The organism is Albidovulum sediminis (genome assembly GCF_025380365.1).
GTDB classification, from domain to species: Bacteria; Pseudomonadota; Alphaproteobacteria; order Rhodobacterales; family Rhodobacteraceae; genus Albidovulum; species Albidovulum sediminis.
In genome coordinates, this window is record NZ_JAOCQF010000002.1 from 606,841 (window position 1) to 620,247 (window position 13,407).

The following is a 13,407-nucleotide window of genomic DNA, read 5'->3' on the forward strand; positions in this document are numbered from 1 at the left end:
GTTCTCCACCGTCACCGTGTAGGTGATGACGTCCCCGACCTCGTCCACCGTGGTCGTGTTGTCCTCGCCGTCGCCGGCATCCTCGTCGGTGATCGCGTAGCTCTTCTCGAGGTCGATCGCGGGGGCGGGGGGCAAGTGCACGAGTGCTGCGTCGGTGTCGGAATAGGTGATGTCCTCATCGGCGTCGTCGCCGGTGACGGTGGCGACGTTCTCGGTGTCGCCCACCGGGACCGTCGTGCTCCAGACGACCGTGATGGAGCCGCCTGCGCCGAGGTCGTCGGCAATCGTGTCGCCGTCCTCGTCGGTGAAGCCGCCGGCGGTCACGGTGACCCCGGCCTGCACCACGCCGTCGATGATGAGGTCGACGTCGTCGGTAAGGTCGAGCGGCGTGCCGTTGTCGTCGATGAGGTCGACGTCGAGCAGCGCGCCGTCGCCTGAGTTGGTGAGGACATACTGGTACTGGACGCCGTTCACCGCGGGATCAAGCGTCAGTTCGTTGACGAAGGCGTCGGCGGAGCCATCTTCGCGCACGGTCTTGTCGACCTCAACCTGGGGATCGAGATCCTGGATCACGTTGCGCGACAGCGAACGGTCCTGGTTGCCGGTGCCCACGATCTTGGCGTCCTTGGCGCCGTCGTAGCCCACCCAGTCGAGGAGCCGCATGTGGTAGGGCGAGCCGGAGGGGTCGGCGTTGGCCCAGTCGTCGGGCGTCGCGATATGGCCGCCCCAGGAGATGACGCCGTCGTCGCCCTCGTCCTGCTGGTATTCGAAGACGACGTAGAAGCTGACCGTGCTCGACCCGGCCACGCTGCCCGCGCGCTCGTAGATCGCGTCGCCGACCTCGAGGCTGGTGATCGTGTCGGTGACGGTCGAAAGGTCGAGACCGGAGAAATACTGGTCCCGCGTCACCATCACCTCGTTGCCGTCGCCCCAGGTGGTGTCGGAGCCATCGTCGCTGGCGAGATAGTAGATGTCGTCGCCGGTCCCGATGTCGCCGTCGGCGCCCGCGGTCGCGTAGCCGAGCAGGTCGACGCCCCAGGCCGTCATCACGCCCGGTTCCTGGCTGATGTCGTCTGCGGTGCCGGTCACGCCGTCGTCCCCGGCCAGGACGAGCGGATCGAGCGGGATTTCGAGCGTGCTGACGTTTAACCCGCCGTCGGTGATGGTCAGCCCATCGGTGGGGTCGATCGGGCCGTCCCCCTCGTGGGGCGCGCCGGTCTGGAAGCTGTAGTCGTAGGTGCCGATGTAGTCGATGGCGTACTCGCCGCCCTCGGTCAGGTCGAACTGGATCTGCAGGGCATAGGTCATGCCCTCCTGCAGATCGGTCAACTGTGCGCGATAGGGCACGAAATCGTCGTAGAAGTAATGCGCCTTGCTGGCCCCGAGGTTGCCGTTGACCCATTCCTCGTCATCCAGCGGATCGTGCCCGGTGTCAGGCCCGTTCGCCCACTGGTCGAGGCCGTACTGCGTCGCGTCGGTGAAGGAACTGGTGGCCAGGCGGCCATAGACGTCGTCGGCGGTGCCAAGGACGCCGTCCGTGCCGGCATTGACCTCCTGCGCGGTCAGCAGGAAGGTCTGGCCCAGGGAATCGTCGGGGTTCACGAACCATTCGGTGATCACGGTCCCGTTAGCCAGCCCGTCGAGGTCGCCCTCTCCGCCGTCGACGACGATCCAGGCGTCATGGCCGTCGCCGCCCAGGTCAATCACCGTGTCGTCGGCGGTCCCGTAGACGCCATCCGCGCCTGGGCCCGAGACGTGCTGGATCTGGAACTGCACCGCTCCGCCGACCTCGGTGCCGGTTGCGGTAATGATCGCCGTATCCTCGGGCGAATAGTCCAATGCGTCTGTAATGACTTCGAAATTCTGTTCGAGCGACATCCCGCGTACCCCCACGCATGAAATATCTGCTCGTACCCCAACACACCTTTGGGACCGCAAGACGGTCCTATTGGCCCACCCACAGGCAAAAATCAGCTTAGCCCAGTTGCAACCACCTGTAAATGCAGGCAAATCTTTCATCCTACGGGATGTGTTCGCCGCAGAGAATGCAATCAGGAGAAGACTCGCCTCAGGGCCCGGCCGAGAAAGAACCGGCGCCGCGCCGTCACTCGCGGCCGTTGATCGCGCGCATCAACCTCTCCAGACGTCGTAAAGCCGCCGCCAGAATGTCGGCCATGCCTTTGCCTTTCAAGAAATGGCGAGGAAGGACATGGCGGGCATCACTCCGGCTCAGTGTCGGACCTTCGTCTGCTTGATCGCGTGCCTTCCAGGTTCCCGCGTGACCCGCTTTCGCCGATGCCGTGGTCCAGACCTTTCCCTGCAACATGAAGCACGCCAGCGGGATGGCCAGATCAGAACTGCGTGCAACCGGCATCCGGCTTGCGGCGATTGCGCTGACCGCCAACCGAAGCAGTCACCCGGGTTGATCTCGGGCGAAGACTGCCGGTCACGGAGGCAGATCGATGGCTCCAGGGGAAAGACCGCCATCCATTGGCGCATCCGGAATGCACAAGTCAGTTTGTCTGGCGCGATACCGCTGCCGAAGCCTCAAGCCTGGATCTCAAGCGCACGAGAGGCGACACTTTGCGCGTGCAGACCATGTGGACCTATCAGCCCACGCCCCTTGATCAGCGCATAGACCGCCGGGATCACGACAAGCGTCAGCACGGTAGAGGAGACCATGCCGCCGATCATCGGAACGGCGATGCGGCTCATCACCTCGGATCCGGTGCCATGCGCCCAGAGGATCGGCATCAGGCCCGCCATGATGGCCACGACCGTCATCATCTTGGGCCGCACCCGTTCGACGGCGCCGACCATGATGGCGGTGTCGAGATCCGCGCGGGTGAAGGCGCGGCCGTCCCGGGCCACCTCGGCTCGGCGTTCCGCCAGCGCGTGGTCGAGGTAGATCAGCATGATCACCCCGGTTTCGGCGGCGACCCCGGCCAGGGCGATGAAGCCGACGGCTACCGCGACCGAAAGGTTGAAGCCCATCCACCACATGAGCCAGACCCCGCCCACCAGCGCGAACGGCAGCGAGAGCATCACGATCAGGGTTTCGGTCAGGCGCCGGAAGTTCAGGAACAGAAGCAGGAAGATCACCGCCAATGTCACCGGGACAACGATGGCCAGCCGCGCCTTGGCTCGCTCCAGGTATTCGAACTGTCCGCTCCAGCCCAGCGAATAGCCGGGCGGCAGGGTCACTTCCCCAGCGACGGCGGCCTGCGCCTCGGCGACATAGCCGCCGAGGTCGCGTCCGGAGATGTCGACGAAGATGTAAACCGCCAGTTGGCCGTTCTCGGTGCGGATCGAAGTGGCGCCACGTGTCCGTTCCACGGCAGCAACCTCGCCCAGGGGCACCGTGCCGCCGCCGGGGAGCGCCACCTGCACCTCGCGCGCGATGGCGTCCGGGTCTTGCCGCAGCGCCGCCGGGTAGCGCAGCGCCACGTTGTAACGTTCGCGCCCCTCGACCGTCTGGGTGATGGCCTCGGCGCCGAGCGCCATGGCGATCACCTTCTGCACATCCTCGATCGACAGGCCATAACGCGCCAGCCGCTCGCGGTCGGGCACGATGTCGAGGTAATAGCCGCCGATCACCCGTTCGGCATAGGCGCTGGTCGTGCCGGGAACGGCGCGCAGCACCGCCTCGACCTCGCGCGCGATGCGCTCCATCTCCGTCAGGTCCGTGCCGAAGACCTTCACCCCCACCGGTGTGCGGATGCCGGTCGCCAGCATGTCGATGCGGGCGCGGATCGGCTGGGTCCAGGCGTTCGAGACGCCCGGGAACTGCAGGGCCGCGTCCATCTCGGCGCGCAGGCTGTCCATCGTCACGCCGGGGCGCCATTCGTCCTTCGGCTTCAGCTGGATGATGGTCTCGAACATCTCGGTAGGGGCCGGGTCAGTCGCCGTCAGCGCGCGGCCCGCCTTGCCGAAGACCGTCTCCACTTCGGGGAAGGACCGGATGATGCGATCCTGCATCTGCATCAGTTCCGCCGCCTTGGTGACCGACAGGCCCGGCAGGGTGGTGGGCATGTACATCATCGTGCCCTCGTCGAGCGCGGGCATGAATTCGGACCCCAGTTGCCGCGCGGGCCAGACGGTCGCGGCAAGCGCCACAAGTGCCAGCACGATGGTGAACACCCGCGCCCGAAGCACCCACCGGATGACCGGGCGGTAAAGCGCGATCAGGACCCGGTTCACCGGGTTGCGGTGTTCCGCGACGATCCGGCCGCGCACGAAGATCACCATCAGCGCGGGCACCAGCGTGACTGACAGAAGCGCCGCCGCCGCCATGGCAAAGGTCTTGGTCGCGGCCAGGGGGCCGAAGAGACGCCCCTCCTGTCCCTCCAGCGCGAAGATCGGCAGGAAGGAGACGGTGATGATGAGGAGGCTGAAGAAGAGCGCCGGGCCGACTTCGGCTGCGGCTTCGACAAGCACCTCGACCCGCGACGTGCCGGGGTCAGCCCGCTCCAGGTGCTTGTGCGCGTTCTCGATCATCACGATGGCGGCGTCGATCATCGCGCCGATGGCGATGGCGATGCCGCCGAGGCTCATGATGTTGGCCCCGATCCCGAGTGCCCGCATGGCGATGAAGGCCATGAGAAGCCCCACCGGCAGCATGATGATCGCGACAAGCGAGGAGCGGACGTGGAGGAGGAACAGGAAGGTCACGGCCGCCACGACCAGGCTTTCTTCCAGCAAGGTCGTCCGAAGGGTTTCAATCGCCGACAGGATCAGGTTGGACCGGTCGTAGACGGTCACGATCTCCACCCCCTCGGGCAGGCTTTGCGCGATGCTGCCGATCTCTGCCTTGGCATTGTCGATCACGTCGAGTGCATTGGCGCCGACCCGCTGCAAGACGATGCCGCTCGCCACCTCGCCCTCGCCGTCGAGTTCCGCGATGCCCCGGCGTTCGTCCGGCACGATCTCGATCCGCGCAACATCGCGCAGAAGGACCGGCACGCCCCCCTCAGCGCGGAGCGGCACCATCTCAAGATCGGCAACGCCGTCGAGATAGCCCCGCCCGCGCACCATGAACTCGAACTCCGAAAGCTCGACCGTGCGCCCGCCGGTGTCCATGTTGCTGGCGGCGACCGCGTCGCCGATCTCGGAAAGGGTGATCCCAAGGGCGCGCATCCGCACCGGATCCACGGTGATCGAGTATTGCTTGACGAAGCCGCCGACGCTGGCGACTTCCGACACCCCGTCCGCCCGACTGATGGCAAACCGCATTACCCAGTCCTGGAGGGATCGCAGTTCCGCAAGGCTGAGGCCCTCGCCCTTCAGTGCATACTGGTAGACCCACCCCACGCCTGTCGCATCCGGCCCGAGCGCGGGCGTCACCCCATCCGGCAGGCGCGCGGCGGCGGCGTTGAGGTACTCCAGCACGCGCGACCGCGCCCAGTAGGGGTCCACCCCATCCTCGAAGATGACGTAGACGAAGGAGATGCCGAAGAACGAGAACCCCCGCACCACGCGCGACATCGGCACGGTCAGCATGGCCGAGGTGAGGGGGTAGGTCACCTGATCCTCGACCACCTGCGGGGCTTGGCCGGGATATTCGGTCAGCACGATCACCTGCACGTCCGACAGGTCGGGGATGGCGTCGATCGGGAGCGTGCGCAGCGACCAGAGACCTGCCGCGACGGTGAAGACGGTGGCAAAGAGGACGAGAGCCACGTTGCGGGCCGACCAGGCGATGAGATTGGCGATCATTGGTCGGCCTCCGGTGCGGCAAGCGCGGCGAGGGCCGCGTTGAGGTTGCTTTCCGCGTCGATCAGGAAGGTGGCGGCGCTGACCACCCGGTCGCCTGCGCCGACGCCCTCGACGATTTCCACCATGCCGCCACCTTGCTGCCCGGTGGTCACGGGCTGTGGCCTGAACCGCCCTTCGCCCAGGTCTAGGATCACCACCTGCCGGTCACCCGTGTCGATCACTGCCCCCTCCGGCACCTGGACGACGGGCGCGCCAGTCAACAGGATCTCGACATCGGCGAACATGTTCGCAAGCAGACGGCCGTCGGGGTTTGGCAACTCGATCCTGAGCTTGCCCGTGCGGGTCGTCATGTCCATCTCGGGATAGATCGTGTCGATCCTGCCCGTGACCGGCTGCCCGGAAAGGCCGCGAAACGTGACGCGGACCTCGACCCCCTTCGTCACCGCCATGAGCGCTGCCTCCGGCACCTCGGCGATCACCCAGACGGTCGAGGTGTCGGCGATGCGGAACAGTGTCTCACCCGCTTGCGCCATCATCCCCTCGACAGCCATCCGTTCCAGCACCACGCCCTCGCGCGGCGCCGTGATCGGGATGCTGACCGTCGGTCGGCCCTCGTCGGCGATCCGGTCTATCACCTCGGCCGGCACGCCGAGGTTCTCCAGCCGCTGTCGTGCGCCATCGCGCGGACGGCCTTCGGCGCGCAGATCGGTGACGAACTGGGCGATGGCCTGGGCGATCTCCGGCGAATACAGCGTCACCAGCGGGGCGTCCGCCCTGATCGTGCTGCCGGTGGTCACGTCGGCCACCGTCTCGATGAAGGCATCGGCACGCGTCGTGATGACGCTGACCTTGCGTTCGTCCAGCACCACGACCCCCGGCGCACGCAAGGCTGCGGCCAGCGGGGCCAGCACGGCCTCGGCCGTCCGCACCCCGGTACGCTGGAGCTTGCCGGGCGAGACGGTGATGGAACCATCGTCGCTGTCCTGGCCCTCGTAGACCGGGATGTAATCCATCCCCATCGAGTCCTTCTTCGGAACCGGCGAGGTGTCGGGCAGGCCCATCGGGTTGCGATAGTAAAGGATGCGCCGCTCGCCGGTTCCGGTTGCCGCGGGCGCGGTTTCGGGGTCGAGCGACAGATCCTCGCTTGCCCGGACCGGCAGGAAGGCGCGTCCGTTGTCGGTTTGCCGTTCGGTCGCGGACCATTCGGGCAGCCCGTCCGGATGGCGCCAGTAGATCACCGGGCCGGTCGGTTCCGGCCCGGGCATTGCCACGGCCTCACGCCCCATGAGCACGGCAATCTGCGCGACGGCCGCCTCGCGCAGCCCGTCCGAGGTCACGCCGCGCTCCCCGGCGGCAAGCCCGACCCAGGCGGCACTGCCGGCGACAAGCCCCATCATCAGCAATCGCACGGCGCCGCTCATGGCGCGGCCCTCAGCTCAAGCTCCGCCGTTACCGTTTCCGGTTCGCCCTGGATCTTGGCCGCCACCGAGAACCGCCAGCCTCCGGCCATGGTGATATCTGTGGCAAAGCGGTAGCGGCCCGGAGCTTCGGCGGGCATTGCCGTGACGGGCGTGGTCATCGTCGCCATCCCGTCGGGCGCCATGTCCATCCGTGTGGCATAGATGATCGCATCGGGTACGTGTTCCCCGGTGCGCAAATTGGTCAGCAGAAGTTCGATCGTCACCCCCGGTCCGACCCGATGCTCGGTCGAGACCATCTCGAACCGGAAATCATCCGCGCCTGCCCAGGCAGGGGAGGTGCACAGAAGAAGCGCTGATGCGCAGCCGCGCAGGCGGCGAAAGGCGATGGCCATGGCAAGTGAACCCTGGATTGCAGCGAAAGGACGCCCGCACGCCGGACGGGCGCGGGCGCTGGCGGCATCAACCGCGTGCCGAGGCACGCGGCAGGGTCAGACGCGGGGAGGGCGCTTCAATCCGGCGGGCGAATGGTCGGAAGGCAGCGGCTGATCAAGCGAGAACTCGGCCGAGCCTTCGGCGGCAACCAGAGCATCGGGCCCGGACGAAAATGCAGGAACGGCCAAGGCGCCGCTACAGCGGGCCATCAGGCTGCACGGATGGTCGCAGACCGGCTCATCCGGGCAGTCACCGTCGCAGCAATGCGCCATCGACGTCGCGATTTCGGACGCGACGCCGGACGTATGCTGCAGCGTCGCGGCTCCGAAAAGGGTGACGGCCAGAAGCAGCACGAGGATTGGGCGATTAAACCAGATCATGCGAGACGTTTTGCAGAGCGGCATTCGTTCGGCAACACAATTCTGCGAGAACGCATCTCTGGCGAGGAATTCGCCAGGGTGGAGACGACTTTGCTACTTTGCTTCGCCCGTTTGCTACTTTGCTACGCCCGCGCGCGGAATCCAATCGGTCTGGAGCCTCGCCTTATCGGTAATCCTTCCATTTCTTGGCGGGGCGTGACCGTCGAAATCAAGCGACCATTTTCAGCTGCGTGACGGGTGCGACCCCGCCGATGCCCATGTCGGGTGACCTGCTCCGGTTTATCCTCGTTCAGAAGTTGGTTCTGCTCAGGGTTTGGTCCTTTGCTGACCGGTTGACGCGCGCCCGGTCGCGCATGCTTTGGCGGCTCGCGCGCAGGATCCCGCCCGCGTCCGCAGCCTCGGCGAGGGTGCGAAGCACGAGCAGATTGCTGCCCTTCATAAAGTCGTGCGTCCAGACATGGGCGAAGTGGCGGATAAAGATGGTGCGTTCCTCGGCGTGGCTTGGAAACGACGATCCGCGCTGGCCTTTTGGAGGGCGATCGCAACGGAAGATGGCATCTGTTGAATGCCGTCGTTCGGCGACAGGCTACGGCGGCGGGACTTGCGTCTTGACCGCCCGATGCCCATGAAATATCTACGCCCACGCCGAGCGGGCGTTGTGTAATGGTAAGACCTCAGCCTTCCAAGCTGATGACGCGGGTTCGATTCCCGCCGCCCGCTCCAGCAAATGCGCCCCTGAAATTCGTACGGTTTCTGGTCGACCGGCCGCGACGGTGCGTGCCGGGAGCAGCGGCACGGGCGGGATGGCGCGGCGGGTCCGGGCCTGCGGCCATGCGACATCTGGCGCCGGACCGGCCGCCCCGGAGGGGGCATTTCCGCCTTGTTCGCGCGCCGGCCACCGCCTAAACCCGTTTCCTGAACAGGAGGTTTCATGGCGCGACATTCCGATCCCCTGCCGGCCGAGCGGCAAACCTCCCGGCGTGTCGGCTCCCTGGCAGCACTCTGGCCCTTCCTCCGGCCCTACCGCGTGATCGCTTCGCTTGCGGTTTGCGCGCTGGTGCTGACGGCCTCGGTCTCGCTCGTCCTGCCGCTGGCCGTGCGCCGGGTGGTCGACCAGTTCAACGGCGCGACCGAGCTTCTGGACAGCTATTTCCTCGTGGCGCTGGGCTTTGCCTGCCTTCTCGCGCTCGGCACGGGGGCGCGCTACTACCTTGTCACCCGGCTGGGCGAGCGGGTCGTGGCCGACATCCGCCGCGCCGTCTTCGACCGCGTGATCGGGATGAGCCCGGCGTTCTTCGAGCGGCTGATGACCGGCGAGGTGCTGAGCCGGATCACCACCGACACGACGCTGATCCTGTCGGTAATCGGGTCATCCGTCTCGATCGCGCTCAGGAACTTCCTGATCCTGATCGGGGGGGCGGCGCTGATGCTGCTGACTTCGGCCAAGCTGACCGTCTACGCGCTCCTGATCGTGCCGGTGGTGATCGTGCCCATCGTCCTTCTGGGGCGCCGCCTGCGCGCGCTCAGCCGCGAGAACCAGGACTGGATCGCGGAAAGCTCGGGCAACGCGTCCGAGGCGCTCTTGTCGGTGCAGACGGTGCAGGCATTCACCCATGAGGCCGAGAACCGCGCCACCTTCGCCGCGGTGACGGAGCGGTCGTTCGAATCCGCCAAGACGCGGATCGGCACGCGCGCGGTGATGACGGTGATCGTCATCTTCCTTATCTTCGCCGGCGTCGTCGTCGTCCTCTGGACGGGCGCGCGCGACGTGCGGGCGGGCGCGATGAGCGTGGGCGAGCTTGTGCAGTTCGTGATCTACGCGGTGATGGTCGCGGGTGCCGCCGGGGCCCTGTCGGAAATCTGGGGCGAGTTGCAGCGCGCCGCGGGCGCGACCGAACGGCTGGGCGAATTGCTGGCGGCCGAGGACAGCGTGAAGGACCCCGTCAGCCCGGTCGCGCTGCCGCGTCCCGCCGCCGGTGCCGTGGCGTTCGAGGGGGTGACCTTCCGCTATCCGGCGCGGCCCGAGGTTTCGGCGCTGGACGGGGTGGACCTCGCCGTGCGACCGGGCGAGACGGTGGCGCTGGTCGGCCCGTCGGGCGCGGGCAAGACGACGGTGATCCAGCTCCTGCAACGTTTCTACGACCCCGACAGCGGCCGGGTGACGATCGACGGGATCGACCTGCGCGACATGGCGCGCGCCGACTTCCGCCGCGCCATCGCGCTGGTGCCGCAGGATCCGGTCGTCTTCGCCGCGACGGCGCGCGAAAACATCCGCTTCGGCCGGCCCGACGCCTCCGACGCCGAGGTGGAGGCGGCGGCGCGCGCGGCGGCGGCGCACGACTTCCTGACCGCATTGCCGCAGGGCTACGACAGCTATGTGGGGGAACGCGGGGTGATGCTGTCGGGCGGGCAGAAGCAGCGCCTGGCCATCGCCCGCGCGATCCTGCGCGATGCGCCGATCCTGCTTCTGGACGAGGCGACATCGGCGCTGGACGCCGAAAGCGAGGTTGCGGTGCAGAAGGCGGTCGAGGCGATGGCGCAGGGCCGCACGACGCTGATCGTCGCGCACCGGCTGGCCACGGTGAAGCGGGCCGACCGCATAGTGGTCTTCGACCAGGGCCGGATCGTCGCGCAGGGCACACATGACAGCCTTGTCGCCGAAGGCGGGCTTTACGCGCGCCTCGCCCGGCTCCAGTTCACCGAAGGCATGGCGGCGGAGCGCTAGCGGGCCGGCGGCAGCGGTGGTATTCTGTATCTGGCGTTGCCGCGGAGCCTGACGGGGAGGCCATGCGCACGGTCGGAGCCCTGGTCTATCCGAACTTCGAGCTGCTGGACCTTTTCGGGCCTCTGGAGGTCCTTGGCTGGTATCCCGACGAATTTCGCATCGTGCTGGTGGGGCCACGCCGCGGCGCGGTGCCCAGCAACATGGGACCCTCGGCGCAGGCAGACGTCGCCATGGACGAGGGCGCCGATTTCGACGTGCTGCTGGTGCCGGGCGGATGGGGCCGCAGCATCCCGGTGGACACCGGGGCGCTCACCCCCTGGCTGGGCAGGGCCGCCCGCCGCGCGGACTATGTCCTGTCGGTCTGCACCGGCAGTGCGCTTCTGGCGCTGACCGGCTTTCTCGACGGTCGCACGGCGACCACGAACAAGGCGCTGTTCCATTGGGTCGCGGAGAAGCGGCCCGAGGTCGACTGGCGCCCGAGTGCGCGCTGGGTGCGGGACGGAAGGCTCTTCACCTCCTCCGGCGTGTCCGCCGGGATCGACATGGCACTCGCGGCACTTGCCGACATGGTGGGGGAGGAGCGCGCCGAAGCGGCCGCCACGGGGTGCGAATACCAGTGGCACCGCGACGCGGACGCCGACCCCTTCGCCGCGCGCCACGGTCTTTCCTAGGGCCGCGCCGCGCAGGGTGCGGACCGGATGACGCGACGTCCAGCGCGCCGACGGAGCGTGGCACTTGCCCGGCGTGCCGTTTCCTCCCATCCTGCGCAAAAGGGCCCGAACGGGCAGGGGAGGTATCATGGTGAGTTTCGTCACCCGCGCCGACCGCGACGCGGTCGAGCGGGAAATGCCTTGGGCCGCGCGCGGCGTGCCGCAGACTCTTTATGGCTTTCTCAGCCGCACCCGCGACCTTCACGGCGGCCGCAATGCCGTCAGCTATCAGATCCTGTCGGACCCGGGGTCTAAGGCGGAAACCCTGACCTGGGCCGAGCTTCACGCCCGTGTCACGCGGGCGGCGAACCTGTTCCGAAGCCTAGGCGTGGGCGAGAACGATGTTGTCGCCTATCTCCTGCCCAATGCGACCGAAACCGTGGTCACGCTGCTGGCGGGTGCGGTGGCGGGGGTGGTGAATCCGATCAACCCGCTGCTGGAGCCCGAGCAGATCGCCGGCATCCTGCGCGAGACGGGGGCGAAGGTTCTGGTCACGCTGAAGCCCTTCCCCAAGACCGACGTGCCGCAGAAGGCGGCCGAGGCGGTCCGGCTTGCCCCGAACGTCACCACCGTTCTCGAGGTCGACCTGAACCGCTACCTCACCCCGCCCAAGCGCTGGATCGTGCCGTTCATCCGGCCGAAGGTCGCCGTCGCCCACAGGGCCGCGGTGAAGGATTTCAACGCCGAATGCGCGAAGATGCCGGCCGACCGGCTGACCTTCGCCGACAGCGCGGGCGACCGGGTCGCGGCCTATTTCCACACCGGCGGCACCACCGGCCTGCCCAAGGTCGCGCAGCACAAGTATTCGGGCATGATCTACAACGGCTGGCTTGGCGGCACGCTCATGTTCGACGAGACCGACGTGCTGATCTGCCCGCTGCCGCTCTTTCACGTCTTCGCCGCCTATCCGGTCTTCATGTCCGCGATCTGGTCGGGCGCCCATACCGTTTTCCCGACCCCCGCGGGCTATCGGGGCGAGGGCGTGTTCGACAACTTCTGGAAGCTGATCGAACGCTGGCGCGTGACCTTCCTCATCACCGTGCCGACCGCCATCGCGGCCCTTATGCAACGCCCCGTCAATGCCGATGTCTCCTCGCTCAAGACCGCGATCTCGGGTTCGGCGCCGCTGCCGGTGGAGCTTTACAACCGCTTCAAGGCGGCCACCGGCGTCGAGATCGCGGAAGGCTACGGTCTGACGGAGGCGACCTGCCTGGTGTCCTGCAACCCGCCCATGGGCGGCAAGAAGGTGGGATCGGTGGGGCTGATCCTGCCCTATTGCGAGGTCCGCATCCTGCATGTCGAGACGGACGGCACGGTCAGCTACGAATGCGGCACCGACGAGGTCGGAGAGATCTGCGTCTCCAGCCCCGGCGTCTTCGAAGGCTCGACCTACACCGAGGCGTCGAAAAACGCGGGGCTGTTCGCCGGCGGACGGTTCCTCAGGACGGGGGATCTGGGCCGGATCGACGGCGACGGCTATCTCTGGATCACCGGCCGCGCGAAGGACCTGATCATCCGGGGCGGCCACAACATCGACCCGGCGATGATCGAGGAAGCCCTGGCCGGCCATCCCGCCGTTGCCATGGCCGGCGCGATCGGCCAGCCCGACGCCTTTGCGGGCGAATTGCCCTGCGTCTACGTCGAACTGGTCGCCGGTGCGACGGCCACGCCCGAGGAACTGATGGCACACGCGGAGGCGACCATCCCCGAGCGCGCCGCCGTGCCGAAGCATCTGGAGATCGTGGACGAGATGCCGAAGACGGCGGTCGGCAAGGTCTTCAAACCCGACCTGCGCAAGCGCGCGATCAGGCGCGTCTACGACGCGGCGCTGAAGGAGGCGGGCATCGCCGCCTCGGTCGCGGAGGTCTACGAGGACAAGCGGCGGGGCCTGGTCGCGCGGCTCAGGCGCGAGGGCGAGGTGGACGAGGAACGCCTGGGGCACCTGCTTGGCGGTTTTACCCGACCCTGGGAATGGGCGGACTGAAAGGGGCGGCCCCTCTGCGCGCTTGATCCGCGGCATGCCG

The 13,407-nt window shown here is 67.4% G+C and carries 10 protein-coding genes and 1 tRNA gene; 4 read left to right on the top strand and 7 right to left on the bottom strand.

The window, feature by feature from the left end:
• The 7 genes from N5I32_RS14640 to N5I32_RS14670 form a co-directional block, all read right to left on the bottom strand.
• A partial coding sequence (locus tag N5I32_RS14640) for a hypothetical protein (protein ID WP_261496614.1) occupies positions 1-1,878 on the bottom strand: 1,878 nt, incomplete at its 3' end.
• 226 nt (positions 1,879-2,104) lie between these two features.
• Complete coding sequence (locus N5I32_RS14645) at positions 2,105-2,404, bottom strand: hypothetical protein (protein WP_261496615.1); 300 nt, start codon at positions 2,402-2,404, stop codon at positions 2,105-2,107.
• Between the two features lie 143 nt (positions 2,405-2,547).
• Positions 2,548-5,715 (bottom strand): efflux RND transporter permease subunit, encoded by a 3,168-nt coding sequence (locus tag N5I32_RS14650; protein ID WP_261496616.1) that lies wholly within the window; start codon positions 5,713-5,715, stop codon positions 2,548-2,550.
• A complete protein-coding gene (locus tag N5I32_RS14655; RefSeq protein ID WP_261496617.1) occupies positions 5,712-7,136 on the bottom strand; it encodes an efflux RND transporter periplasmic adaptor subunit in 1,425 nt (474 codons plus the stop codon). The genes N5I32_RS14650 and N5I32_RS14655 overlap by 4 nt, the downstream gene beginning before the upstream one ends.
• Positions 7,133-7,528, bottom strand: coding sequence for a FixH family protein (locus N5I32_RS14660; RefSeq protein ID WP_261496618.1), 396 nt, complete (start codon positions 7,526-7,528; stop codon positions 7,133-7,135). Before N5I32_RS14660 ends, N5I32_RS14655 begins: the two co-directional genes overlap by 4 nt.
• A 96-nt stretch (positions 7,529-7,624) precedes the next feature.
• Positions 7,625-7,948: a hypothetical protein gene (locus N5I32_RS14665; RefSeq protein WP_261496619.1), complete on the bottom strand. Its 324-nt coding sequence runs from the start codon at positions 7,946-7,948 to the stop codon at positions 7,625-7,627.
• Positions 7,949-8,237: 289 nt separating this feature from the next.
• Positions 8,238-8,387, bottom strand: a complete 150-nt coding sequence (locus tag N5I32_RS14670; protein WP_261496620.1) for a hypothetical protein — start codon at positions 8,385-8,387, stop codon at positions 8,238-8,240.
• 210 nt (positions 8,388-8,597) lie between these two features.
• On the opposite strand from N5I32_RS14670, the gene N5I32_RS14675 reads away from it, so the two are divergent.
• The 4 genes from N5I32_RS14675 (at position 8,598) to N5I32_RS14690 (ending at position 13,367) form a co-directional block, all read left to right on the top strand.
• A tRNA-Gly gene (locus N5I32_RS14675) sits at positions 8,598-8,671 on the top strand.
• A 208-nt stretch (positions 8,672-8,879) separates the two neighbouring features.
• Entirely contained in the window at positions 8,880-10,673 is a 1,794-nt protein-coding gene (locus N5I32_RS14680; protein WP_261496621.1) for an ABC transporter transmembrane domain-containing protein, read from the top strand.
• A 62-nt stretch (positions 10,674-10,735) separates the two neighbouring features.
• On the top strand, positions 10,736-11,344 hold the full coding sequence (locus N5I32_RS14685) for a DJ-1/PfpI family protein (RefSeq protein ID WP_261496622.1): 609 nt from the start codon (positions 10,736-10,738) through the stop codon (positions 11,342-11,344).
• Between the two features lie 127 nt (positions 11,345-11,471).
• A complete protein-coding gene (locus N5I32_RS14690; protein ID WP_261496623.1) occupies positions 11,472-13,367 on the top strand; it encodes an acyl-CoA synthetase in 1,896 nt (631 codons plus the stop codon).
• The last annotated feature ends 40 nt before the right edge of the window (positions 13,368-13,407 follow it).

Excerpts from the sequence above, each read along its gene's own strand:
- N5I32_RS14690 (WP_261496623.1), top strand. The coding sequence starts at position 11,472 with ATGGTGAGTTTCGTCACCCGCGCCGACCGCGACGCGGTCGAGCGGGAA.
- N5I32_RS14670 (WP_261496620.1), bottom strand. The coding sequence starts at position 8,387 with ATGAAGGGCAGCAATCTGCTCGTGCTTCGCACCCTCGCCGAGGCTGCG.
- N5I32_RS14650 (WP_261496616.1), bottom strand. The coding sequence starts at position 5,715 with ATGATCGCCAATCTCATCGCCTGGTCGGCCCGCAACGTGGCTCTCGTC.
- N5I32_RS14680 (WP_261496621.1), top strand. The coding sequence starts at position 8,880 with ATGGCGCGACATTCCGATCCCCTGCCGGCCGAGCGGCAAACCTCCCGG.
- N5I32_RS14655 (WP_261496617.1), bottom strand. The coding sequence starts at position 7,136 with ATGAGCGGCGCCGTGCGATTGCTGATGATGGGGCTTGTCGCCGGCAGT.
- N5I32_RS14660 (WP_261496618.1), bottom strand. The coding sequence starts at position 7,528 with ATGGCCATCGCCTTTCGCCGCCTGCGCGGCTGCGCATCAGCGCTTCTT.
- N5I32_RS14665 (WP_261496619.1), bottom strand. The coding sequence starts at position 7,948 with ATGATCTGGTTTAATCGCCCAATCCTCGTGCTGCTTCTGGCCGTCACC.
- N5I32_RS14685 (WP_261496622.1), top strand. The coding sequence starts at position 10,736 with ATGCGCACGGTCGGAGCCCTGGTCTATCCGAACTTCGAGCTGCTGGAC.